17 protein-coding genes are annotated in these 23,497 nt (G+C 73.2%); 4 read left to right on the top strand and 13 right to left on the bottom strand.

The window, feature by feature from the left end:
- Positions 1-49: 49 nt before the first annotated feature.
- On the top strand, positions 50-802 hold the full coding sequence (locus tag ACLIN4_RS33020) for an endo alpha-1,4 polygalactosaminidase (protein ID WP_411576799.1): 753 nt from the start codon (positions 50-52) through the stop codon (positions 800-802).
- Positions 803-836: 34 nt separating this feature from the next.
- On the top strand, positions 837-1,166 hold the full coding sequence (locus tag ACLIN4_RS33015) for an antibiotic biosynthesis monooxygenase family protein (RefSeq protein WP_043383968.1): 330 nt from the start codon (positions 837-839) through the stop codon (positions 1,164-1,166).
- 44 nt (positions 1,167-1,210) lie between these two features.
- Here the strand turns inward: ACLIN4_RS33015 and ACLIN4_RS33010 are convergent, their stop codons facing one another.
- Entirely contained in the window at positions 1,211-4,591 is a 3,381-nt protein-coding gene (locus ACLIN4_RS33010) for a pyruvate carboxylase (RefSeq protein WP_290014042.1), read from the bottom strand.
- 288 nt (positions 4,592-4,879) lie between these two features.
- Between ACLIN4_RS33010 and ACLIN4_RS33005 the strand changes: the two genes are divergently transcribed.
- A complete protein-coding gene (locus tag ACLIN4_RS33005) occupies positions 4,880-5,743 on the top strand; it encodes a CAP domain-containing protein (protein WP_289909986.1) in 864 nt (287 codons plus the stop codon).
- 6 nt (positions 5,744-5,749) lie between these two features.
- On the opposite strand, the gene ACLIN4_RS33000 is transcribed toward ACLIN4_RS33005, so the two are convergent.
- The 9 genes from ACLIN4_RS33000 to ACLIN4_RS32960 all read right to left on the bottom strand — a co-directional run bounded on the left by ACLIN4_RS33000 (position 5,750) and on the right by ACLIN4_RS32960 (position 18,684).
- Positions 5,750-7,078, bottom strand: coding sequence for a sensor histidine kinase (locus ACLIN4_RS33000; protein WP_289909987.1), 1,329 nt, complete (start codon positions 7,076-7,078; stop codon positions 5,750-5,752).
- Positions 7,075-7,764, bottom strand: a complete 690-nt coding sequence (locus ACLIN4_RS32995) for a response regulator transcription factor (protein ID WP_269956135.1) — start codon at positions 7,762-7,764, stop codon at positions 7,075-7,077. The genes ACLIN4_RS33000 and ACLIN4_RS32995 overlap by 4 nt, the downstream gene beginning before the upstream one ends.
- Before the next feature lie 53 nt (positions 7,765-7,817).
- Entirely contained in the window at positions 7,818-8,123 is a 306-nt protein-coding gene (locus tag ACLIN4_RS32990; RefSeq protein ID WP_257101933.1) for a hypothetical protein, read from the bottom strand.
- 27 nt (positions 8,124-8,150) lie between these two features.
- On the bottom strand, positions 8,151-8,393 hold the full coding sequence (locus ACLIN4_RS32985; protein WP_289909994.1) for a hypothetical protein: 243 nt from the start codon (positions 8,391-8,393) through the stop codon (positions 8,151-8,153).
- On the bottom strand, positions 8,390-10,060 hold the full coding sequence (locus ACLIN4_RS32980) for a cellulase family glycosylhydrolase (RefSeq protein WP_411576502.1): 1,671 nt from the start codon (positions 10,058-10,060) through the stop codon (positions 8,390-8,392). Before ACLIN4_RS32980 ends, ACLIN4_RS32985 begins: the two co-directional genes overlap by 4 nt.
- Positions 10,061-10,227: 167 nt before the next feature.
- Positions 10,228-12,006 carry a ThuA domain-containing protein gene (locus ACLIN4_RS32975; protein ID WP_307651659.1) on the bottom strand — a complete coding sequence of 593 codons (1,779 nt, stop codon included), beginning with the start codon at positions 12,004-12,006 and terminating at the stop codon, positions 10,228-10,230.
- A gap of 17 nt (positions 12,007-12,023) precedes the next feature.
- Positions 12,024-14,876, bottom strand: coding sequence for a PQQ-dependent sugar dehydrogenase (locus ACLIN4_RS32970; RefSeq protein WP_307651660.1), 2,853 nt, complete (start codon positions 14,874-14,876; stop codon positions 12,024-12,026).
- A gap of 324 nt (positions 14,877-15,200) precedes the next feature.
- Positions 15,201-16,814 (bottom strand): sulfite oxidase, encoded by a 1,614-nt coding sequence (locus ACLIN4_RS32965; RefSeq protein ID WP_289910001.1) that lies wholly within the window; start codon positions 16,812-16,814, stop codon positions 15,201-15,203.
- 337 nt (positions 16,815-17,151) lie between these two features.
- A complete protein-coding gene (locus ACLIN4_RS32960) occupies positions 17,152-18,684 on the bottom strand; it encodes an alpha/beta hydrolase (RefSeq protein ID WP_382022652.1) in 1,533 nt (510 codons plus the stop codon).
- Positions 18,685-18,770: 86 nt separating this feature from the next.
- Here ACLIN4_RS32960 and ACLIN4_RS32955 point away from each other — a divergent pair, with 86 nt between their 5' ends.
- Positions 18,771-19,748, top strand: a complete 978-nt coding sequence (locus tag ACLIN4_RS32955; protein WP_107479223.1) for a MerR family transcriptional regulator — start codon at positions 18,771-18,773, stop codon at positions 19,746-19,748.
- Between the two features lie 2 nt (positions 19,749-19,750).
- On the opposite strand, the gene ACLIN4_RS32950 is transcribed toward ACLIN4_RS32955, so the two are convergent.
- The 3 genes from ACLIN4_RS32950 to katG all read right to left on the bottom strand — a co-directional run bounded on the left by ACLIN4_RS32950 (position 19,751) and on the right by katG (position 23,480).
- Positions 19,751-20,017, bottom strand: coding sequence for a hypothetical protein (locus tag ACLIN4_RS32950; RefSeq protein WP_269958148.1), 267 nt, complete (start codon positions 20,015-20,017; stop codon positions 19,751-19,753).
- Positions 20,018-20,103: 86 nt separating this feature from the next.
- Positions 20,104-21,102: a phosphotransferase gene (locus tag ACLIN4_RS32945; protein ID WP_289910009.1), complete on the bottom strand. Its 999-nt coding sequence runs from the start codon at positions 21,100-21,102 to the stop codon at positions 20,104-20,106.
- 155 nt (positions 21,103-21,257) lie between these two features.
- Positions 21,258-23,480 (bottom strand): catalase/peroxidase HPI, encoded by a 2,223-nt coding sequence (katG, locus tag ACLIN4_RS32940; RefSeq protein ID WP_289910010.1) that lies wholly within the window; start codon positions 23,478-23,480, stop codon positions 21,258-21,260.
- Positions 23,481-23,497 lie beyond the last annotated feature (17 nt).

Here is a 23,497-nt window from a genome sequence, read left to right as displayed (position 1 = left end):
CGGGGTACGGGCCTGCGCCGCGCTGCTGACCGCGCTGGCCGTGGCGGTGGTGGCCGGGTGTTCCGGTGCGGACGGCCCTCCGCCGCCGGGCCCCTCGGCGACCGGGGTGTGGCAGCCCCGGCCGGGCCTGGCCTGGCAGTGGCAGCTCGACGGGCGGGTGGACCCGTCCGCCGACGTCCCGGTCTACGACATCGACGGCTTCGAGAACGGTGCCGACGACGTGGCCCGGCTGCACCGGGCCGGCCGCAAGGTGATCTGCTACGTCAACGTGGGCGCCTGGGAGGACTTCCGTCCCGACCGGGACGCCTTCCCCCGCGAGGTGCTGGGCGAGCCCAACGGCTGGCGGGGCGAGCGCTGGCTGGACATCCGCCAGCTCTCCGTGCTGCGGCCGATCATGGAGCGGCGGTTCGACATGTGCCGGGACAAGGGCTTCGACGCGGTGGAGCCCGACCTGGTGGAGGGCTACGGCGACGAGACCGGCTTCCCGCTGACCGCGCGGGACCAGCTGGCGTACAACCGCATGATCGCCGCCATCGCCCACGAACGCGGCCTCGCGGTGGGCCTGAAGAACGATCTGCCGCAGATTCCGCAGCTCGTGGACGACTTCGACTTCGCCGTCAACGAGCAGTGCGCCCAGTACGGCGAGTGCGCGCGGCTCACCCCGTTCGTGGCGGCGGGCAAGGCCGTCTTCCACGTGGAGTACAGCGGGCCGACGCGGCGCTTCTGTCCCGAGTCGCGCAGGCTCGGGCTGTCCTCGATGCTGAAGCGGCCGGAGCTGGGGGTCTGGCGCGAGCCGTGCTGACGGTGGCGCGGGGGGCATGCGGCAGGATGGGGACATGAGCGTAGTCAAGATCAACGTACTGACCGTCCCGGCCGAGCAGCGCGAGACGCTGGAGAAGCGCTTCGCCTCGCGGGCGCACGCCGTCGAGAGCTCCGACGGCTTCGAGTGGTTCGAGCTGCTGCGGCCGGTGGAGGGCACCGACAACTACCTCGTCTACACCCGGTGGCGTGACGAGGCGTCGTTCCAGGCGTGGATGGAGGGCCCCATGAAGGCCGCCCACCAGGGCGGGGGCGCGGAGGGCGGCGAGCGGCCGAAGCCCGCGGCGAGCGGGTCCACGGTGTGGTCGTTCGAGGTGGTGCAGCAGGCGGCTCCGAAGGAGGCGTGAGGCGGCGGTGGCGGCCCCGGTCCGAGTCGGGGCCGCCACCGTGGTCAGCCGAGCTGCACCAGGAGGTCGCCGCCCTCGACCTGCTGGATGCGGTTGATGGCGAGCCTGCTCACCGTGCCGGACTTCGGGGCGGTGATGGTGGCCTCCATCTTCATCGCCTCGATGGTGGCGACGGTGGCGCCGGCCTCGACCTCGTCCCCCTCGGCGACCGCGAGGGTGACCACGCCCGCGAACGGCGCCGCGACGTGGCCGGGGTTCGACCGGTCGGCCTTCTCGGTGGCCGGCACGTCGGAGGCCGCCGACCGGTCGCGGACCTGGATCGGGCGGAGCTGCCCGTTGAGCGAGGACATCACGGTGCGCATTCCGCGCTCGTCGGCGTCACCGACCGCCTGGAGTTCGATGAGCAGCCGGACGCCCGGGTCGAGGTCGACCGTGTACTCCTTGCCGGGACGCAGCCCGTAGAAGAAGTCCTTGCTGTCCAGGACGCTGGTGTCGCCGTAGGAGGCACGGTGGGTGTCGAACTCGCGTGCCGGTCCGGGGAACAGCAGCCGGTTCAGGGTCGCCCGGCGCTCCTTGGCCAGCCCCGTGCGGTCGTCGGCGGACAGCTCCGGCACCGGCTTGGCGTCGGCACGGCCGCGCAGCGCCTTGGTGCGGAACGGCTCGGGCCAGCCGCCGGGCGGGGTGCCCAGCTCGCCGCGGAGGAAGCCGATGACGGAGTCGGGGATGTCGAACCGGTCCGGTTCCGCCTCGAAGTCCGCCGGGGAGACACCCGCGCCCACCAGGTGCAGGGCCAGGTCGCCGACCACCTTCGAGGAGGGCGTGACCTTCACCAGCCGGCCCAGCATCCGGTCGGCGGCGGCGTACATGGCCTCGATGTCCTCGAAGCGGTCGCCGAGACCGAGCGCGATGGCCTGGGTGCGCAGGTTGGAGAGCTGGCCGCCGGGGATCTCGTGGTGGTAGACGCGGCCGGTCGGTGCGGCGAGACCCGCCTCGAAGGGGGCGTAGACCTTGCGGACGCTCTCCCAGTACGGCTCCAGGTCGCCGACGGCCTGGAGGTCGAGGCCGGTGGGCCGCTCGGTGTGGTCGGTGGCGGCGACGATCGCCGACAGGGAGGGCTGCGAGGTGGTGCCCGCCATGGACGCCACGGCTCCGTCCACGGCGTCCGCGCCGGCCTGGATCGCGGCCAGGTAGGTGGCGAGCTGACCGCCGGTGGTGTCGTGGGTGTGCAGGTGCACCGGCAGGTCGAACTCCCGGCGCAGGGCGGACACGAGGGTCGCGGCGGCCGGCGCGCGCAGCAGCCCGGCCATGTCCTTGATCGCCAGGACGTGGGCCCCGGCGTCCACGATCCGCTCGGCGAGCCGCAGGTAGTAGTCGAGCGTGTACAGCCGCTCGTTCGGGTCGGACAGGTCGGCCGTGTAGCACAGGGCCACCTCGGCGACGGAGGTGCCGGTCCGGCGTACGGCGTCGATGGCGGGACGCATCTGGTCGACGTCGTTGAGGGCGTCGAAGATGCGGAAGACGTCGATGCCGGTGGCGGCGGCCTCCTCGACGAAGGCGTCCGTCACCTCGGTCGGGTAGGGGGTGTAGCCGACGGTGTTGCGGCCGCGCAGCAGCATCTGGAGGCAGATGTTGGGCACCGCCTCGCGCAGGGCGGCCAGCCGCTCCCACGGGTCCTCGGCGAGGAAGCGCAGCGCGACGTCGTAGGTGGCGCCGCCCCAGCACTCCAGGGACAGCAGCTGGGGCAGGGTGCGGGCGACGGCCGGGGCGACGGCGAGCATGTCCTTGGTGCGGACCCGGGTGGCGAGCAGCGACTGGTGGGCGTCGCGGAAGGTGGTGTCGGTGACGCCGATGGTGGGTGATTCGCGCAGCCACCGGGCGAAGCCCTCCGGACCGAGTTCGGCGAGCCGCTGCCGGGAGCCGGCCGGGGGTTCGCCCGCGTCGGCGGGCAGCGGCGGCAGCTTGGTCAGCGGGTCGGCGAGTTCGGGGCGTTCGCCGTGCGGCTTGTTGACCGTGACGTCGGCGAGGTAGGTGAGCAGCTTCGTGCCGCGGTCGGCGGAGTGGCGGGAGGTGAGCAGGTGCGGGCGCTGCTCGATGAAGGACGTGGTGACCCGACCGGCCTGGAAGTCCGGGTCGTCCAGCACCGCCTGGAGGAAGGGGATGTTGGTGGCGACACCGCGGATGCGGAACTCCGCCACGGCGCGCCGGGCGCGGTTGACCGCCGTCGTGAAGTCCCGGCCACGGCAGGAGAGCTTGACCAGCATCGAGTCGAAGTGGGCGCTGATCTCCGTGCCGGCGTGGGTGGTGCCGCCGTCGAGGCGGATGCCGGAGCCGCCGGGTGAGCGGTAGGCGCTGATCTGTCCCGTGTCCGGACGGAAGCCGTTGGCTGGGTCCTCGGTGGTGATGCGGCACTGGAGGGCGGCGCCGCGCAGGGTGATGTTCTCCTGGGCGAGGCCGAGGTCGGTCAGTGTCTCGCCGGCGGCGATGCGCAGCTGGGACTGGACGAGGTCGACGTCGGTGACCTCCTCGGTGACCGTGTGCTCGACCTGGATGCGCGGGTTCATCTCGATGAAGACGTGGTTGCCCTCGCGGTCGACGAGGAACTCCACGGTGCCGGCGTTGCGGTAGCCGATCTGCCGGGCGAAGTTCACGGCGTCGGCGCAGATCCGCTCGCGCAGCGCGGGGTCGAGGTTCGGGGCGGGCGCCAGCTCGATCACCTTCTGGTGGCGGCGCTGGACCGAGCAGTCCCGCTCGAAGAGGTGGATGACGTCGCCCTCGCCGTCGGCGAGGATCTGCACCTCGATGTGGCGGGGTTCGACGACCGCCTTCTCCAGGAAGACGGTGGAGTCGCCGAAGGCGGAGGCGGCCTCCCGGGACGCCGCCTCGATGGCCTCGCGCAGCTGGGCGGGCTCCTCGACGCGGCGCATGCCGCGCCCGCCGCCGCCCGCGACGGCCTTGACGAACACGGGGAAGCCGATGTCGTCGGCGGCCCGGACGAGTTCGTCCACGTCGGTGGAGGGAGCGGAGGAGCCGAGGACCGGTACCCCGGCCTCACGGGCGGCGGCCACGGCGCGGGCCTTGTTGCCGGTCAGTTCGAGGATCTGCGCGCTCGGACCGACGAAGGTGATGCCGGCCTCTTCGCAGGCGCGGGCGAGTTCGGGATTCTCGGACAGGAACCCGTAGCCCGGGTACACGGCGTCGGCTCCGGCGCGGCGGGCCGCGCGGACGATCTCCTCCACGGAGAGGTACGCGCGCACCGGGTGTCCCGGCTCCCCGATCTCGTAGGCCTCGTCGGCCTTCAGCCGGTGCAGCGAGTTGCGGTCCTCGTGCGGGAAGACGGCGACCGTGCGCGCGCCGAGCTCGTAGCCCGCACGGAACGCGCGGATCGCGATCTCCCCGCGGTTGGCGACCAGCACCTTGCGGAACATTCTTGATCCCTTCAGCCTGCCGGGTGACGAGACCATGGTGTCGGCGCCACCTCCGGTACGCCATGTGAGCCGGGCCACTCATGGCCCCGATCTCGCGCCGCTCGGCAGGGCCGGGACCTCAGCGGAGTTTGGCGGCTCTTTTAAGGCTTCTTGAAGATGACCTTCGAACGGCCTTCGGGCGCCGGACGCGTCCTAGGCTCTCGAACACCCCCCACAGTCCCGGTGGGCGCGGTCGCGTCCACCGGGCACGGGGCCGTGCCCGCCGATCGACAGACCGAGGTGTCCTGCATGGGTTCCCGCCGAGCCGCTCGCCCGTCCCGCTCCCACGCCCGTCCCCGCGGCGGGCTCAGGACACGCGGTGCCGCGCTGGCCCTGGGCGCCGTCACCGTGACGGCGGGCGTCGGCATCACCCTGGCCGTCGCGGACGGCGAGGACGGCAGGGCCGCGGACCGGGTGGCCGCGAACAGTGCCGGTCAGGCGCCGGGCGCCGAGGACGCGGCGGGCGGTGCGGCGCCGCTCGCCTCCGGCCCGGTGAGCCCGAGTGCCACGGCGAGCGGCTCGCCGAGCGCGAGCGCCCGGCCGAAGGAGAAGCCCACGAAGTCGGCCACCCCCTCCCACAGCCCGGAGAAGAAGGCCGAGCCCGCGTCGAAGGCTCCGGCGAGGACGACGGCGAAGAGCGTCGGCGACCGGCCGGCGGCCGGTGGCGGCGACACCGGGGCGGGCAGCACCGGGTCGGGTTCCGACGCGGGCTCCGGTTCCGGCGGGGCCGGCGGACCCGAGGCGCAGGTCCTCGCACTGGTCAACGAGGAGCGGGCCGCGGCGGGCTGCTCGCCGGTCACGGCGAACGACCGGCTCACCCGGGCCGCCGACGACTACAGCGACGTCATGGCGAGCAGCGGTGTGATGTCCCACACCGGCCCCGACGGCTCCACCATGACGACCCGGGTCGAGGCCGCCGGATACCAGTGGTCGACGCTGGGCGAGAACATAGCCCGGGGGCAGGCGGACGCCGCCTCGGTCATGGAGTCCTGGATGAACAGCCCCGGCCACCGCGCGAACATACTCAACTGCTCCTTCGAGGAGCTGGGCGTCGGCGTCCACTTCGGCGACGGCGGCCCCTGGTGGACGCAGAACTTCGGCGCCGCCCGCTGACGCCGGTCACCGGCCCCCTCCCCCGGCGCGGTCCGCGCCGGCCAGTACGAACGACACCCGCACCCGCGCGCCGCCCAGCGGAGCGCGGGTGATCGTCAGTTCGCCGTCCGCCGCGCGGGCCGCCCGCGCCACGATGTCCAGGCCCAGACCCGTGGAGCCGCCGACGCTGACCCCCCGGGTGAGCGCCGCCTCGGGGTCCGCCACGCCCGGCCCCGCGTCGTCGACCGTGAGGAACACGTGCCGGTCGGCCCGCTCCACACGTACGGCGAAGGCGGTGCCCTCGGGGGTGTGCCGGAAGACGTTGCCGATCAGGGCGTCGACGACGGCCGCGAGATCGTCCTCGGGGAAGGCGACGGGCGCCGGGCGCGGGGTGAGCGAACGCTCGTAGGGCCGGCCCTGCTGGGTGGCGAGGACCGACCAGAAGTCCAGGCGCATCGCGACCACCTCGGCGACGTCGCACGGTTTCGCCGCGCCCGCCCCCGCACCGGCCAGGTGCGCCGACGCCAGCGGGGTCCGGGCCGCGGCGATGATCGAGTCCAGCTCGCTCTCCAGCTGGCCGGCCGCCTCCGTGACCCGCCGGGCGCTGGGGGTCGCGCCCATGCGGTCGGCCTCCAGGTAGAGGGCGGTCAGCGGGGTGCGCAGCCGGTGCGAGAGGTCGGCGACCAGTTCGCGTTCGACGGCGAGCAGGTCGACGACCCGGTCGGCCATCGTGTTGAACGCCGCGCCGGCCTCCTGCAGCTCGGGCGGGCCGTCGGGTTCCACCCGGACGTCCAGGTCGCCGGAGCCGAGGGCCAGCGAGGCTCGCTTGAGGCTGCGGGAGGAGCGCACCACTCGGGCGCCGAGCCGGTCGGCGACCAGCACCGAGCCGCCGACCAGACCCAGCGCGAGGAGCGCCATGACACCCCAGGACGCCGCCACGCCCCGGGTGAGGTCGGCGGCGGGCACGAAGGCTTCCACGACCGCGACCCGGTCACCCCGCAGGACGACGGGCTGGAGGTAGACCCAGCCGTCCTCGGTGTCGACGGCCAGCGTCTCGCGCCCCCGCACGGCCCGGTCGAGCGCGTCCCGGGGTGCGTGCGGAGTGCCCACGAAGCCGCCGTCGGGCAGCCGTACGGCCAGCTGGTCGGCGGAGCCGAGTTCGGCGACGGCCTGCTGCACGTCGGCGCGCCGGGTGGTGAGGGCGAGGACCGGGGACAGGGCGGAGGCGCGCTGCTCGGCGGCGGTGGTGACCCGGTCCCGGGCCTGTTCGCGGACGAGGAGGGCGAGCGGAATGAGGAAGGACAACGCCACCATCGAGGTGACGGCCAGGGCGATCCCGGCGAGGGCACGTCTCATGGCGAGCTGACCAACTTGATGCCTATGCCGCGCACGGTGTGGAGATAGCGGGGCTTTCGCGCCTTCTCACCCATTTTGCGACGGAGTGCGGAGAGGTGGACGTCGACCGTCTGGTCCTCCACGTACGGCTGCTGCCACACCTCGGCGAGTATCCGCTGCCGGGAGATGACCTGGTCGGCGTTGGCGGCGAGGTAGGCGAGCAGGTCGAATTCGCGGCGGGTGAGCGGGAGCTCCCGGCCGGCGAGGTGGGCGGTGCGCGCGGTCGGGTCGATCCGCAGGTCGGCGACCTGGAGGACGGGCTGCCGCGCCGCCCGGACGTCGGCGGGCACGGACCGGCGCAGCACGGCGGCGAGCCTGGCCGCGAGCTGGCCGCCGGAGAACGGCTTGACCATGTAGTCGTCCGCCCCGGCGTTGAGCAGCCGGATGATCTCGCTCTCGTCGTCGCGGGCGGTGGCGACGAGGACGGGGACGCGGGAGATGCCCCGGATCATGCGCAGCACGTCGAGACCGTCGAGGTCGGGCAGGCCGAGGTCCAGCACCACGATGTCCGGCGGGCTCTGGGTGATCTCGCGCAGCGCCTCGAAACCCTGGTGGGCGGTCTTGACCGCGTAGCCGTGTCCGGTCAGGACCTCGATCAGCGCGGCCCGGATCACAGGGTCGTCCTCGACGACCAGTACGGAGGCCATGGGCAGGCACGTTAGCCGGTCCGTCACTATGGTGTCGTGTCCCGCCTCCTGCGCTACCTGATCATCTGGCTGTCCTGCACGGCGGCCAGTGTCACGGCTGTCATCATCACGATCCACTTCGTAGTGGGTTCGACGCGGCCGACCGCGCCGGTCGCGCAGTCGGCGCCGAGTGAGCCGCCGCAGTCCCCGCGGCCCAGCCCGTCGAGGACCGCGGAGCCCTCTCCCAGCCCGTCGGCGACCAGCCGCAGGCCGAGCCCCACGCCGTCCCGGAGCAGTGAGCAGCCGCCCGAGCCGAGCCCGACGCCGACGCCGACCGCCCGCACCGCTCCCCCGCCGACGCCGACCGGCGGGGGCGGCACGGGGTGCGAGGAGGGCGGCGCCGGTGTCTACACGGTGCCGTCCGAGGGCGGCAAGGCCACCGTGCGGTTCGGTGACGCCGGGGTGTGCCTGATCTCGGCGGTGCCGAACCGGGGGTTCACGGTGAGTACGGAGCAGAGCGGCCCGCAGACGCTGACGGTGACGTTCTCGGCGAGCCGCCACCGGTCGGAGATCACGGCCACGACCCGGCCGCAGAGCCGGGCCGATGTCCGCGAGGTGTCGTGGTGACGCCGCTCACAGGCATCCCTCACGCGCAGGCGGTCCCGTTGACGCTGAAGGATGCCGGGGCGGTGTTGGCGGCCCCCTTCGCCGCGGTGAACCCGAGCGTGACGGTGCCGCCGGCCGGGACGGTGGCGGTGTAGGAGGCCGGGGTGACGCTCACCGCGCCGCCGGTCTGCGTCGCGGTTCCGCCCCACATGTTGGTGACGGTCTGGCCGTCCGGGAAGGTGAAGGCGAGCGTCCACGGAGTCAGGGGCGCGGTCCCGGTGTTGCGGACGGCGATCTCCCCCTGGAAGCCGCCGGGCCACTCACCGACGACGCGGTACGTCACCGCGCACGTGGTGCCGGGGGTGCCGCCGCCGTCGCGAGTCGTGACGTCCACGGCGGCGGAGCGGGCCGAGCGGTTGCCTGCCGCGTCGCGGGCGTAGACGGCGAAGGTGTAGGCGGTGTCGGCGGTGAGGCCCGACACGGTGACGGATTCGGTGGTGGAAGTGGCGGCCGGGGTCTCGGCGCCGTCGCCTACCCGGACGACGTCGTACCCGGTGACTCGGGTGTTGTCGGTCGACGCGGCCCAGCCGAGGGTGACGGAGGTGTCCGTCACGGCGGTGACGGTCGGCTTCCCCGGAACGGTGGGTGCCTCGGTGTCGTCCGGGGCTCCGCCGCCGAAGACCGTCGCTTCCTTCGACGTCTGCGCGATGCCGTCGGCGCCGTGGAAGATGCGCTCGCCCCAGGAGCTGAGCCGGCTCGGGTCGAAGTCGAGGGCGAGGTCCAGGACCGGGTCGGTGTTGCCGCTCCAGGACCAGGCCAGGTAGCCGAGGTCGAGCTGTTCGGCGGTGGCCATCATGGTGTCCTCGTCGGGGTCGCCCCACTGGTCGGCGGGGCCGCCGAACTCGCCGATGAGGATGGGCAGTCCGGCGCCGACATAGGCGTTCAGGTAGTCGGTGATCTCCTGGGCGGTGTCGTAGACGCTGTACATGTGGATCGAGAAGATCAGGTTGCCGGTGGCGTCGGCGTCGAAGACGGTCCGGGCGTTGGCTCGCATGACGCCCTGCCAGTCCTGGCCCCAGTTGGGCGCGTCCACCATGATCGTGTGCTGGAACCCGGCGTCGCGCAGCTTCTTCACCGCCGCGACGGTCGGCTCGGTCCAGCCCGCGGGGTCGGTGTTGCCCCAGGGCTCGTTGCCGATGTTGACGATGACGTAGTCCTCTTCGCCCGCCAGGACGTCCTTGAGGCCGATCCAGTAGTCGGCGGCGTGGTCGAGCGTGCCGGCGGCGGCGTCCTCGCCGTAGCCGGTGGTGTCGTGCACCTCCAGGACGCAGATCAGCCGGTTCGCCTTGCACCGGTCGACGACGTTCGCGACGTCGGCGGGGCTGTTCTCGCTCCAGCGGTGACCGTCGGAGAGGACGACCCGGACGCTGTTGGCGCCCAGTGCCTTGATGTCCGCCAGCGACTGGGTCTCGCCGGGGTACCAGGTGTGGGCGTGGTTGACGCCGCGCATGACGAAGTCGTTGCCGTTGGCTTCCAGGAGCCGGCCGTCGCTGATGTGCAGGCCGGTGGCGGCCCGGGTGCCGGGCGACTGGGCCAGGGCGGCGGCCGGGCAGAGGGCGCCGAGGACGGCCAGACCTAACAGGGTGGCCAGCACGGTGAGCAGGCGGGTTGAGCCGCCCTGCCGGGTTCGGGAGGGTGGTGTCGTACGCACGGAGCCTCCAGTGGTGGGTGGGGAAGCGCTTACTACTGTGGGAGCGCTCCCATGAACCCATGGCGGCGCGTACACGTCAAGACGCGGGATCGAATACCGTCGGAAACGGGTGCGTCCCGCTCACCGGGTGAGCGGGACGCACCGGGTCTGCTGCCCCCGGGATTCGGTCAGGGCAGGGTCCACTTCTGGTTGGGTCCGGTGTGGCAGGTCCACAGGTGGACCGGCGTCCCGTCGTTCCACGTACCGCCCGACGCGTCCAGGCACTTGCCCGACTGCGGATTGCGCACCGTACCGTCCGGCTGCGCCGCCCACTTCTGCGCACCCGTCCCGTTGCACGTCCACAACTGGATCCGCGTACCGTCCGCACTCGCGCCACCGGACACGTCCAGACACTTCCCCAGCGCCTTCAACGTCCCGTCACCGGCCACCGTCCACGCCTGCGCCGACGACTGGTTGCACGACCAGAGCTGCACCTGAGTACCGTCCGCCGTCCCCGCGTTGTCCACGTCCAGGCACTTGCCGTTCACCCCCCGCACCGGACCCGTGCGCGGACCGGGTCCCGGGGTACCGGCGTGCTTGACGCGGATGTCGCGGAAGGCCACCTCGTCGCCGTCACCGTGGTTCTGGAGGCCGATGTGTCCCTGCCGCAGGCTCCGCGCCGGATCGGTGTTGGTGAAGTCGTTGATCTTCACGCCGTTGAGGAAGACCTCCAGTCGCTCACCGGTGACACGAATCTCGTACGTGTTCCACTCCCCCGGCGGGTTCAGCGCGGCGTCGCGTGCGGGCAGGTCCGCCGACCTGAAGCCGTAGACGGCGCCCGTGGTGCGGTCGGCCGCGTCCGTGGCGTCGATCTGGATCTCGTAGCCGTTGTCCACCGCCGACCAGGGGTCGGAGGAGGCCGGGAAGCCCACGAAGACACCGGAGTTGTCGTCCCCGGCCGCCTTCCAGTCCAGCTTGAGGGAGTAGTCCCCGGTGAACTCCTCGGCGGCGTACCAGAGCATGCCCAGTCCGCCGTGCGAGGTGAGGGTGCCGTCGGCGAGGGTGAACCCGCCGGGTCCGGCCTGCTGCCAGCCGGTGGTGGCGGAGCCGTCGAAGAGGGAGGTGTAGCCGCTCTCCGGGCGGCAGTCGGCGTTGGTCATGCCGGCCGCCCAGCGGATGCCGCCGAGGAGGTGACGGCGGAAGGCGGGGTCGGCGTAGGACTCGTCGGTGTGGCCGCCGCCGGTGTAGAAGGCCCGGCCGCCCTCGTAGTCCTTGCACCAGGCGATCGGGTGGTCGCCGTTCATGTTGCCGCCCGAGTAGCTGGACTCGTCGAGCGAGGCCAGGACATGGGCACTGGTGCGCGGGTTGGTGCGGTAGTTGTACCACTCGTCGGTCCGCTGCCAGGTGCCGCCGAGGTGCGCGGTGGCGTCGTGCGCCCGGTCCTCGACCTCCACGGTGGCGGGCTGGATGGCGGGGTGGGAGTGGAAGAGGGCGCCCGCCAGCCCCTCGTAGAAGGGCCAGTCGTACTCGGTGTCGGCGGCGGCGTGGATGCCGACGTATCCGCCGCCGGCGTTGACGTAGCCCTCGAACGCCGTCTGCTGGGCGTCACCGAGCACGTCGCCCGTCGTCGACAGGAAGACGACCGCCTCGTACCGGGCGAGGTTGCCGGCGGTGAAGGCCCCCGGGTCCTCGGTGGCGTCCACGGTGAAGTTGTTCGCCGCGCCGAGATCCCGCAGGGCCGCGATGCCGTCGTCGATCGAGGAGTGGCGGAAGCCGGCGGTGCGGGAGAAGACGAGCACGTCGTACGGGGGGTCGGCCGCGAGCTGTGCCGCGGCGCCCGGGGCCGCCTCGGCGGCGGTGCGGGCGTCGGCGGCGGCGGTGACGCCGGGCAGGGCGCCGGCCTGCGGTGCCGCGCACAGCAGGGCGCCGGCGAACAGGGCCAGGGCTGCTTTCGGGTACTTGCGCATGGGAGGTCGCCTCCTTTCTACGGCAGGGTCCACTTCTGGTTGGGTCCGGTGTGGCAGGTCCACAGGTGGACCGGCGTCCCGTCGTTCCACGTACCGCCCGACGCGTCCAGGCACTTGCCCGACTGCGGATTGCGCACCGTACCGTCCGACTGCGCCGCCCACTTCTGCGCACCCGTCCCGTTGCACGTCCACAACTGGATCCGCGTACCGTCCGCACTGCCGCCGCCCGAGACGTCCAGACACTTCCCCAGCGCCTTCAACGTCCCGTCACCACCCACCGACCACATCTGCGCCGACGACTGGTTGCACGACCACAGCTGCACCTGAGTACCGTCCGCCGTCCCCGCGTTGTCCACGTCCAGGCACTTGCCGTTCACACCCCGCACCGGACCCGTACGCGCGCCGCCTTGGCCCGTGGTGAAGGAGAACTCGTCCACGTCGAAGAGGGAGCCCGCGCCGCCCTTGAAGACGAGGTGGAGCGTGGTGGTGCCGGACGGCTGGCCGCTCAGGGCGGCCGTCACGTCCTGGAAGGTCTCCCAACCGCCGGTCACCGGTACCGTCGCGGTGCCGAGCAGCGTGCCGGCCGGGGAGCCGGCGCGTACCTCGATGGTCCCGCCGGTCCCGGCCGAGGAGACCCGGGCGGTGAAGGCGGTGGCGTTGTCGAGGGCGTACGGCCGGAAGGAGATCCAGTCGCCGTTCTCGATGTGGCCGACGGTCCTGCCGCCGTGCGCGGGCGCGTGCTCGACGACCTGGACGCCCGAGGAGTCACCGTAGTGCTCGGCCTGGCGGTGGCTGGGCTGGGTGATGTGCTGGTCGTGGGTGGTGAGGGCGGGCTGGCCGCCTGCGCCGTTGTCGGTGTACTCGGCGTCGATGACGCCGAAGATGTTGGCGTTCGGGTCGTGTTCGCCGTCCGCCAGGGTCTGGAGGGTGCCGGTGCAGCCCGTGGCGGAGGTCTGCGGGTGGCCGTGGCTGTCGTGGCCGATGATGAAGGTGACCTTCACCTTGGCGCAGTCGATCGCGCCGTCCTCGGGGTCGGTCACCGTCACCTTGAAGGGGATGGCGGCGCCGAAGTCGTAGACGCGTCCGTCGGTGGGCAGGTCGATGCGCACGCTGGGCGCGGTGTTGCCGACGGTGATGTGGACGGAGGCCGTGGCGGACTTGCCCGTCGAGTCGGTGACCTTCAGCGTGGCCGTGTACTGGCCGTCGGCCGTGTAGGTGTGGGTGGGGTCGGCCGCGGTGGAGGTGGCGCCGTCGCCGAAGTCCCAGGCGTGGGTGAGGGCGTCCCCGTCGGCGTCGGAGCTGCCGGCGGAGGAGAAGGTCACCGCGAGGGGCGCCTTGCCGGAGGTGGTGTTCGCGGTGGCCTGGGCGACGGGGGCGTGGCCGCCGGTGACGTGCTCGATGCGGTAGAGGGCGGAGTTGGCGTCGCCGTTGAAGTAGCCGGTGCCGTAGTCGAGGACGTAGAGGGCGCCGTCCGGGCCGAAGGCCATGTCCATCACCTGGGTGCCGCTCCAGGGGAAGGCGTTGATGGACTGCACGGTGCCGTCGCCGCCGGCCTCGACGCGCTTGATCCAGCGGCGGCCGAACTCCCCGGCGAAGAAGTCTCCGTCGTACGCCTCGGGGAACTTCACGTCGGAGGCGGAGTCCGGGTCGTAGCGGTAGACGGGTCCGCCCATCGGTGACTCGGAGCCATTCCCGAACTCCGGTACGGAGCCGCCGTCGTAGGGGATCCAGGCGGGCTGGGCGGGCGGCAGGTCGGTGAGGCCGGTGTTGCGCGGCGAGGTGTTCTTCGGAGCCGCGCAATCGAAGGCGGCGCCTGCGCCGCCGGTGGCGAAGTCGTGGTCGACGTAGGCGTCGTTGTCGCCGGTGCAGTAGGGCCAGCCGAAGTTGCCGGCCCTGGTGACGCGGTTGAACTCCACCTGTCCGGCGGGGCCGCGGGAGGCGTTGGCGGTGCCCGCGTCCGGGCCGTAGTCGCCCACGTAGACGGTGCCCGTGGCCTTGTCGACGCTCATCCGGAACGGGTTGCGGAAGCCCATGGCGTAGATCTCGGGGCGCGTCCTGGCGGTGCCGGGCGGGAAGAGGTTGCCGGACGGGACGCTGTAGGAGCCGTCGGCGTTCACCTTGATGCGCAGGATCTTGCCGCGCAGGTCGTTGGTGTTGCCGGACGAGCGCTGGGCGTCGTAGGCGGGGTTGCGTGAGGCGCGCTCGTCGATGGGGGTGTAGCCGTCGGAGGCGAAGGGGTTGGTGTCGTCGCCCGTCGAGAGGTAGAGGTTGCCGGCCGCGTCGAAGTCGATGTCGCCGCCGACGTGGCAGCACAGGCCGCGGGAGGCGGGAACGTCGAGGATCTTCTTCTCGCTGCCCGCGTCCAGGGTGCCGTCGGTGCGCAGCACGAAGCGGGAGAGCCGGTTGACGCCGTCGAAGGGGGCGAAGTCGGAGGCCGAGCCGTCCGCCGGCGCGTCACCGGCCGGTGTGTCGAGCCGGGGCGCGTAGTAGAGGTAGACGAACCGGTTGGTGGCGAAGCCCGGGTCCACGGCGACTCCCTGCAGGCCCTCCTCGTCGTGGCTGTAGACGTCGAGCTTGCCGGCCACGGCGGTGTTCCCCGCCGCGTCGGTCAGCCGGAGCGTGCCGTCGCGCGAGGTGTGCAGTACCGAACGGTCCGGCAGGACCGCCAGGGTCATGGGTTCGCCGGTCTCGGCCACCCCTTTGGCGAGGGTGACCTGCTGGAACTCCTCGGCCGCGGCGGTCTCGGCCCCGCCGCCGGGGTCCGCCGGGGCGGCTGCCGCCGGGCCCGTCGGCAGCGACAGGCCGATGACGCACGCCAGGGCCGGCAGTAAGAAGCGGACACGTCTGTGTCCGAGCGGTCTCGTGCGCACAGGGTTCTCCCGAAGGTGTGGGGTGGCGGCAGGCACGAGGGCCTGCCGTGAGGGAGTACGGGCGCGCGCCGTCGCGCCGTCGAGGCCGGCCGCAGGAGCTCTACTGTGACCGGCTCATGCCAAGGAAGTTAGCGGCGTTGGTCCGAACCTGTAACCCCTTTCACGCAAGATCTCGTCTCTTCTTCCGCAGGCGGGACAAAGTCCCGGCGGGCGAGTCCCGCGCCGGCGACGGCGGCCTCGGTCCGGACGCGCGAAGCGGGCGGCGGTCACCCGGCCGTCACGGCGGTCACTCGGCCGTCACGGCGGTCTCGGCCGTCACGGCGGTCACTCGACCGTCACCACGACGGAATGCCATCCGCTCGCGCCGTCCGGAACGGTCCGGGTGCGCTTCTCGGTCTGCACCTCGCCGGTACGGTCGGTCGCCCGGACGGTGAGGGTGTGGCCGCCCTTGGTGGCCTGCCAGGCGTAGGACCACTGGCGCCAGGTGTCGCGCGAGTCCTCGGCCGCGAGGGTGGCGTCCTGCCAGGGCCCGTCGTCCACGCGGACCTCGACCTTGTCGATGCCGCGGTGCTGGGCCCAGGCGACGCCGGCCACCATCACCGTGCCCGCGTTCGGCCGGGCGAAGGGCTTCGGGGTGTCGATCCGGGACTGGGTCTTGATGGGCGCCTCGCGCGCCCAGTCGCGCTTGACCCAGTAGGAGTCGTACGCGTCGAACGTGGTCAGCTCGATGTCCTCGATCCACTTGCAGGCGGACACGTAGCCGTACAGGCCGGGGACGAGCATGCGGACGGGGAAACCGTGGTCGAACGGCAGGGGCTCGCCGTTCATGCCGACCGCGAGCATCGCGTCGCGGCCGTCCATCACGTCCTCGACCGGGCTGCCGATGGCCATGCCGTCCACGGAGCGGGCCACCAGCTGGTCGGCGGGTCCGCCCGCCGACGGCGACCGGACGCCGCACTCCCGCAGCAGGTCGGCGAGCCGGACGCCGATCCAGCGGGCGTTGCCGACGTAGGGGCCGCCGACCTCGTTGGACACGCAGGTGAGGGTGATGTCCCGCTCGATCAGCTCCCGGCGCAGCAGGTCGTCGAAGGTCAGGGTCCTCTCCCGAGTGACCCCCTCGCCGTGGATGCGCAGCCGCCAGGCCGTGGCGTCCACCTTGGGGACCACCAGGGCGGTGTCCACCCGGTAGAAGTCGTCGCTCGGCGTGAAGAACGGGCTGACGCCGGCCACCCTGAGCTGTGTGCCCCGGGGCACCGCGGGGGCGGGCGAGGCGGGCGGCGGAAGGTCGGTGTCCTTACGCGAGGCGACGGCGTCCTGGCCGCTGGAGCCGTTCAGGGCCCGGCCCAGTACGCCCGCACCGGCCGAGGCGGCGGCCGCCGCGGTCGCCACCTTCACGAATCCGCGCCGGTCCCAGCCCTCGTCCGTCCCTCCCGCGCCCTCGCCCTCCCTCTCCGGCACGCCCCGGCGCGACGCCCGGAGGCGGCCGGCCAGGACGTACAGCAGCCCCGCGCCGATGACCGCCCCCACGACGGACGGGAGGGCGTCGGCGGCACTCGTGGAGTCGGGCCGGCCGGTGGCCGCCGCCGCTCCCACAGCCCCGAACACCAGGACCCCCGCGGCTCCGGTCCGCCGGTGACGGAGGGCGAGGACACCGAGCGCCAGGGCGAACAGTGCCAGGACGGTGAGGATGCCGAGCTGGAGGACCAGCTTGTCGTCGGTGCCGAAGGTGCGGATCGCCCAGTCCTTCACGGCGATCGGCGTACGGTCGATGGCGGCCCCGCCCACCGCGACGACCGGCCCGGCCTGCGGACGGACCGCCGCCGCCACCAGCTCGGCGACGGCGAGCGCGGCGAACCCCGCCAGGAGACCGCTCAGCAGGGCCGCTGCGAACCGTGTCCGTTCCCCGGGGCTGTGCGGTCTCTTCTCTTCTTCGCTCATGTCGGTGATCCGGGGCCGGACGGCGCAGGGATTGGTGCCGCGCAGCCGGCCCATGGGGGCCGGACGTGGACGCTTCCTTCCGCGTTCGGCCGCCCGGCCGCCAGGGCGCCAGGGCGCCGGCGCGATTCCGGCGGGGCACGGCCCGGGTGTGCTCCGCGGCAGGCCGAGGGGACCTGCGGCCCGCCCGGCCGCTGCGGCGCCGGGCCCGGGTCCCGACGCCCGGTCCAGGCCGCGCGGCACCCGCCCCGGGGGCCCCGAGCCCGGTACGACTGCCCCGGCGTCCTCCCGAGTGGCGCGGGTCGGTGACCGGGCTCGGTCGTGCCCGGCTGCCGCGTGGTCACGCCTTGTCGGGCCGGCCCACGCGGTCCAGTACGGAACGCATCGCGCGGCGCACGGCGGCGCGGGACTCGTCGGTCGGGTCGACGGTCTCGAAGCTGTGGTGGCCGTGCGGCACGTCGACCACCTCGACGTCCGCCCCGCACTTCTCGGCCGCGGCCAGGAACTCCTCGACGGTGGCGGCGATCTCGGGCACCTCCCGTCCCACGCGGGTGAGGACGACGGGGAGCGTGCCCGCCTTCGCCACCGCACGCGCCGGGTGGAAGCGGGTGCCGGACAGTCCCCAGTTGGGCAGGGGCGCGAGAATCGGGTAGGTGGCCGCCAGACAACGCAGCCAGGCCGGGGGCGCGTCCAGCCAGTCGGCCGTGATCGGGCCGCCGCCGGAGAAGAACCACAGCGCGACGCGGTCCGCGTCCACGCGTGGGTCGGCCCGGACGAGTTCCACGGCGGCGGCCACGTCGGCGGCGGCCCGCTCGTAGTCGGCCAGATCGTGCAGGCGGTGGTCGACGACCGCGCCCACGGCCCCGCCGTCGGCCGCCATCCGGGCGTACCCGGTCAGGGTCGGCCAGTCCCTCGGGGTGGGGCGGGCGTCGGCGGGAACCGGGCCGCCGTGCACGAACAGCACCGCGGGACGCGGTTCCTCGGCGTCGGGCAGGTACAGGTCGACGTTCCCGTGCCGCTCCCGGGGCGCTTCGGGGACGTCCAGCGGGAACGGCCGCAGGTGCGGGGGCGGTTCCGCCGCGTCGACGGGCGCCAGCCGGTGCCCCTCGCCGGCCGCGGCCCGCAGGAGTACGTCCGTCAGTTCGGCGGGACAGGACAGCATCGGCCAGTGTCCGGTGGCCAGTTCGAAGAAGGTCACGCGGGGGTCGACCAGGGCCCGCAGCGCGGGGTCGCCGAAGCCCACCAGCAGCTGCACCATCTCGATGCTCGTGCCGTTGCCGGTGCACAGCACGCCCGTGGTGGGCACCGAGTGCACGGCGCCGGTCAGCGTGAGGGGCTGGAGCAAGGTGCCCAGCGGTTGCGGCGCGGCGAGTGCGGTGAGCCGGTCCAGGGCCGGGGCGGGCACGCCCGCGGTGCTGCCCCATCGGCCCCACTCGTCGTGAGCAGGCGGCGGCAGCGCTCCGCCGTCCCCCGCGTCCCCGGCCTCGTCGGCCAGCCGCTCGCGCAGGGACTGGTCCGGCACGGCGGCCAGGGGCGGCACGCCGTCCCGCGGCATGGCCGAGTCCAGGTAGACGATCCTCTCGACGCGGTCCGCCCGCCGGTCGGCGGCGCCGAGGGCCGGGTGGATTCCGTAGTCGTGGCCGACCAGGACGATCTTCCGGTCGGTGGTCGCGGTGACCGAGTCGATCACCGCGAGTACGTCCGCGATGTGCGTCTCCAGGTCGATGCCGGGCCCCGTCGCGGTGGGCGGTCCGTCGAGCCCGGTGAGGGCCACCGGGTGCGCCTCGGCTCCGGCGGCGGTCAGGCGCGCGGCGGTGTCCTGCCAGACGTGTGTGCCGGTGAACATGCCGGACACCAGGACGAAAGCGGTCATGGTCTCTCCTCCGTGCCTCGGCGGACCGGCCGATCACCGGCCCGCGCTCGCCGGTACGGTAGGAACTCCCCCTGAGGGAGGTTCAAGTGCTCACGTCGTACGACGGTCTGTGCGGTATCGGGGAACTGGCCGAGCGGGCGGGCGTCACCGTGAAGACCGTCCGCTTCTACTCCGACCGCGGCCTGCTGCCGGAAGACTCGCGCAGCGCCGGAGGGCACCGGCGCTACGGCCCCGAGGCGCTCGGCCGGCTGCGGCTGATCCGCTCCCTGCGCGCACTCGGACTGTCGGTTCCCGAGGTGCGCCGGGTCCTCGACGAGGAGGACGCCGCGGGCGGCGAGGGCGGGGCGGAGGGCGGCGCCCTGGAGGACGCGGTCGCCGGGCGGCTGCGCGAACTCGGCACCGAGATGAGGGCGTTGCGCTGGCGGGAGGCGGCGCTGCGTCTGGTGCAGGAGTCCGCCCCCGAGGAGCGGGCCGACCGGCTGCGGGTGATCGGTGCCGTCACCGTCCCGCCCAGCACGGCCCCGCTGGTCCGGTTCTGGCGCGGCTGGCTGCCGCCGCGGATGCCGGCCCGGTCCGTCCGCGCCTTCCTGGAGGTCGCGGTGCCGCAGCCGCCCGATGACCCGGCCCCGGCGCAGGTCCTCGCCTTCGCCCGCCTCAACGCCCTCACGCTCGCCCCGTGCCCGGGCACCGCACAGCCCCAGCCCGCGGCGCACCGGGCCGCCGGGGCCCAGGGGTCAGCCGTGCTGTACGCCGGGCTGGCGGAGGCGTACGAGCTGGCCGGTGTCCATATGCGGCGGGGCCGACAGCCGCGTCCCGGCGAGGCGCTGGACGGCTTCGTCGGCGCGTACACCAGCGCGTACGGAGTCCGGGACAGCCCTGAGTTCCGCCGTCGGCTCGCCGGGCAGCTCGCGGCCGACCCGCGGCTCGACCACTACTGGGACCTGGTGGCCGAGGTGATCACGGCGCCGGGCGGGCGACCGGAACCGACGCCCGGCTCCGCACACGACTGGCTGCTCGCGGCCCTGTTCGCGCAGACGGAGGCGCCGCCGCTCGTGGCGGTGTGACCTCAGAGCGTGTCGCCGCGCCAGTCGAAACGGCGGGGTTCGTCCGGCCTCGGTGCGTACGAGGAGCGGCCGCCGGGGCCGTAGCGGCCTATCTCGGTCGGCAGGGACACTCCGCGTACGCGCTCCTGCTCCGTCAGGTCCGTGATGTCCAGCAGCAGGCCGTCCAGCGGGCCGCCCACCAGCTGTGCGTAGACGCGTCCGGCCCTCGGTCCGGGATCGTCGTGTTCGGCGCCGTAGACCCGGCCCCGCATGAACTCCACCTCATCCATGCCCCGCAGCCTCGCATCCGCCACTGACAACGGCGCCGGCCCGGGCGGCGCGCGCCGGGAGCGACGAGGGTCTTCAAGGAGTGCGCCTAGAGGGGCGGGGCCTCGCACAGCTCCAGCAGGCAGCGGGACCCGTCCGCGGCCACCGCGGCACCGGCGGCGCCGGACCCGGGGAAGACCCTGCCGTACGCGCCGGCCCGGGTCAGGGCGCTCAGCCGCCAGGCGAGGCTCACCGCACGCCGCAGCTCCCGGGTGGTGCGGCCGGCTCCCGTCCACGGTTCCAGGTAGGCGTCCCGCAGACGGGGCAGTACCTGCGGACCGTGCCGCTCGCAGGCCCTGCGGGCGGGGACCGTCAGGCTGCGGAAGGGGTGGGAGACGACGGCGTCGCCCCAGTCGAAGACCGTGAAGGCGCCCGGCCCCGGGTGGAAGAGCTGGCCGTCGTGCAGGTCCGCGTGGTCGAGGGAGTCCGGGATGCCCACGGCGTCGAGTTCCGCGCACCAGTCGGCGAGGCGGGGACGGAGGCTGCGCAGTGCGCGCCGTTCCTCCGGCTCCAGCGGCGTGTCGTCGAGCCGGTCGAGGGCGCCGGGCAGGGCGGTGACGGGCTCGCCGGGGACACCGAGCCCTTCGATCTCCCGTGCGCGCGGCGTCAGGGCGTGCTGCAGTGCCGCGTACCGGCGCAGCAGTTGCTCCCACGCTTCGGGGCCGGCCGCCCGGCGGTCGAGTACGTCCCTGAAGAGCGGTCCCCCGTCGGGCAGCAGCGACCAGCCTCGGTCGGCGTCCACCGCCAGCGGCTCCAGGGTGTGACCGGGCGCCCAGCGGGCCAGCGCCGCGGTGAGCGCGCCCTCGAAGGCACTGGCGGGTGGATTCGCCTTGAACCAGACCGCGTCGCGCCCCTCGACGGACAGCCGCGCCAGGACGGACCACGGCCGCAGCCGCAGCCGCCACTCCCCCGTCGGCCGCAGACCGCACGCGCCCAGGCCGTCCGCCACCCAGTCGAGGGCCGCGGCCCGCCAGTCCTCGTCGTCCCAGGGCGTCACCGCGTCCTGGAACCGTCCCCGGTCCACGACCACTGAGGTACCACCGCACATCACGCCATCTCAGCATCGTGCCTCGCGGGCGTCCACCGTGTTCCGGACCGGCCGGGGCGCCGGCGTACCGGGCGGCCCGGGTACGCCGGCCGGTGAGGGCGAGGAGGGCCGCGGCGTCCGGGCCGGCGGTCTCGGCCGGCCCGGACGCCTGCGGATCAGGCCAGGTCGAACCGGTCGAGGTTCATGACCTTGACCCAGGCGGCGACGAAGTCGTGGACGAACTTCTCCTTCGCGTCGTCGCTCGCGTAGACCTCGGCGAGCGCCCGCAGCTCCGAGTTGGAGCCGAAGACCAGGTCGGCACGGGAGCCGGCCCACTTGACCTCGCCGGTGGCGGCGTCGCGGCCCTCGAACGTGGTCTGGTCCTCGGTCGTCGACTTCCAGGTGATGCCCAGGTCGAGCAGGTTGACGAAGAAGTCGTTGGTCAGCGAGCCGGGCGTCCGGGTGAACGCGCCGAGCTGGGACTGCTGGTAGTTGGCGCCCAGTACGCGCAGGCCACCGACCAGGACGGTCATCTCGGGGGCGCTCAGGGTGAGCAGGTTCGCCCGGTCGAGGAGCAGGAACTCGGCGGGCAGGCGGTTGCCCTTGCCGTGGTAGTTGCGGAACCCGTCGGCGGTCGGCTCGAGGGCCTCGAAGGACTCGGCGTCGGTGTGCTCCTCCGTCGCGTCCACGCGGCCCGCGGCGAAGGGGACCTCCACCTGGAACCCGGCTTCCTTGGCGGCCTTCTCGACGGCGGCGGATCCACCGAGGACGATCAGGTCGGCCAGCGACACCTTCTTGGCGCCGGCGCCGGAGTTGAACTCCTGCTGGACGCCCTCCAGGACGCGCAGCACCTGGGCCAGCTCGTCGGGCTCGTTGACCTCCCAGCCGCGCTGCGGCTGCAGGCGGATGCGGGCCCCGTTGGCACCGCCGCGCTTGTCGCTGCCGCGGAAGGTGGACGCGGAGGCCCATGCGGTGGACACCAGCTGCGAGACGGACAGACCGGACTCGAGGAGCTTGGTCTTGAGGACCGCGATGTCCTCGGCGTCGATGGTCTCGCCCTCGGGCTCCGGCAGCGGGTCCTGCCACAGCAGGGTCTCCTCCGGGACCTCCGGGCCGAGGTACAGGGACTTGGGCCCCATGTCACGGTGTGTCAGCTTGTACCAGGCGCGGGCGAAGGCGTCCGCGAACTCCTCCGGGTTCTCGTAGAACCGGCGGGAGATCGGCTCGTAGATCGGGTCGTAGCGCAGCGACAGGTCGGTGGTGAGCATCTTCGGGCGGTGCTTCTTCGACGGGTCGTGCGCGTCCGGGATGATCTCCGGGGCGTCCTTGGCGACCCACTGGTGGGCGCCGGCCGGGCTCTGCTCGAGCTCGTACTCGAACTCGAAGAGGTTCTTGAAGAACCCGTTGCTCCACCGGGTCGGGGTGCTGGTCCAGGTGACCTCCAGGCCGGAGGTGATGGCGTCCCCGCCCTTGCCGGTGCCGTAGGTGCTCCTCCAGCCCAGGCCCATCTCCTCCATGGAGGCGGCCTCGGGGTCGTCGCCGACGTGGTCGGCCGGGCCGGCGCCGTGGGTCTTGCCGAAGGTGTGGCCACCGGCGATCAGGGCGACGGTCTCCTCGTCGTTCATGGCCATGCGGCGGAACGTCTCGCGGATGTCGCGGGCGGCGGCGATCGGGTCCGGGTTGCCGTTGGGGCCCTCCGGGTTGACGTAGATCAGGCCCATCTGGACGGCGCCGAGCGGGTTCTCCAGCTCGCGGTCGCCGGTGTAGCGCCGGTCGTCGAGCCAGGTGGTCTCGGGGCCCCAGTAGACGTCCTCCTCGGCCTCCCACACGTCGGCGCGGCCGCCGGCGAAGCCGAAGGTCTCGAAGCCCATCGTCTCCAGGGCGACGTTGCCGGTGAGGATCAGCAGGTCGGCCCAGGACAGGCGCTGGCCGTACTTCTTCTTGACCGGCCACAGCAGGCGGCGGGCCTTGTCGAGGTTGCCGTTGTCCGGCCAGCTGTTGAGGGGGGCGAAGCGCTGCTGGCCGGCGCCCGCGCCGCCGCGGCCGTCGCTGATGCGGTAGGTGCCCGCGCTGTGCCAGGCCATACGGATCATCAGGGGGCCGTAGTTGCCGAAGTCGGCGGGCCACCAGTCCTGGGAGGTGGTCAGCACCTCGGCGATGTCGCGTTTGACGGCCTGGAGGTCGAGCGATTCGAACGCCGCCGCGTAGTCGAACTCGTCGCCCAGCGGGTTGGCCACGGCGGGGTTCTTGGCGAGGATCTTCAGGTTGAGCCGCTCCGGCCACCACTGACGGTTACCGCCACCCTGTGTGGGGTGCGGGGCACGTCCATGGGCGACCGGGCAGCCGCCCGTCTCCTCCGTCTTCGCGTCGGTGACGATGGCGTCGTGGTTCTCGGACATGGGAATCCTTCCGAACG

Origin of the sequence: Streptomyces mutabilis (assembly GCF_046628145.1) — a bacterium.
Classification (GTDB): Bacteria; Actinomycetota; Actinomycetes; order Streptomycetales; family Streptomycetaceae; genus Streptomyces; species Streptomyces mutabilis.
Note: the sequence above shows the minus strand (reverse complement) of the source record. Positions and strands in the feature narration are given on the sequence as shown.